The 667-nt window shown below is 67.8% G+C and carries 1 protein-coding gene; it reads left to right on the top strand.

Annotation, left to right across the window (positions count from 1 at the left end; all coding sequences use genetic code 11):
* Positions 1-667, top strand: a 667-nt coding sequence (locus AB4Y34_RS41840) for an AMP-binding protein (protein WP_368719306.1), incomplete at both ends; no start/stop codon positions are given.

Genomic DNA, 667 nt, shown 5'->3' with positions numbered 1-667 from the left:
CTGATTTTAATGGGTCAGTGGTCCCGATCGGCCGTCCGATTGCGAACACGCGGGTTTATCTGCTGGACGGTCATGGCGCGCCGGTGCCGTTTGGTGCGGTGGGCGAGCTTTACATTGGCGGGGCGGGGGTCGCGCGGGGCTACCTGAACCGCCCCGAGCTGACCGCCGAGCGGTTCATCACCAGTCCCTTTGTGGAGGGCGATCGGCTGTACCGGACCGGTGACCTGGGGCGGTACCTGCCGGATGGCAATCTGGAGTTCCTGGGGCGCAACGACGACCAGGTGAAGATCCGCGGCTACCGCATCGAGCCGGGCGAGATCGCGGCGCGGCTTGGCGAGCACGCCTTTGTGCGCGAGGCGGTGGTGGTGGCGCGACAGAACCGCGCCGGCGACAAGCATCTTATCGCCTATGTGGTGTGTGCGCCCGAAGCTCAATCGGATGGGCTGGATGGCCCTGACCTTGCCAACACCTTGCGCGCGCACCTGAGTGCGCGGCTGCCGGACTACATGGTGCCGTCGGCGTTCATGCGGCTATCGGAGTTGCCGCTGACGGTGAACGGCAAGCTCGACCGCAAGGCACTGCCGGCGCCGGCTGACGATGCCTATGCGCGGCGGGGCTACGAGGCGCCGCGCGGGGAGCTCGAGACGGTGCTGGCGCAGCTGTGGGC

Origin of the sequence: Paraburkholderia sp. BR10954 (genome assembly GCF_040965775.1) — a bacterium.
GTDB lineage: Bacteria > Pseudomonadota > Gammaproteobacteria > Burkholderiales > Burkholderiaceae > Paraburkholderia > Paraburkholderia youngii.
The sequence above is the reverse complement of the archived record's forward strand: the minus strand, read 5'-3'. Positions and strand labels throughout refer to the sequence as shown.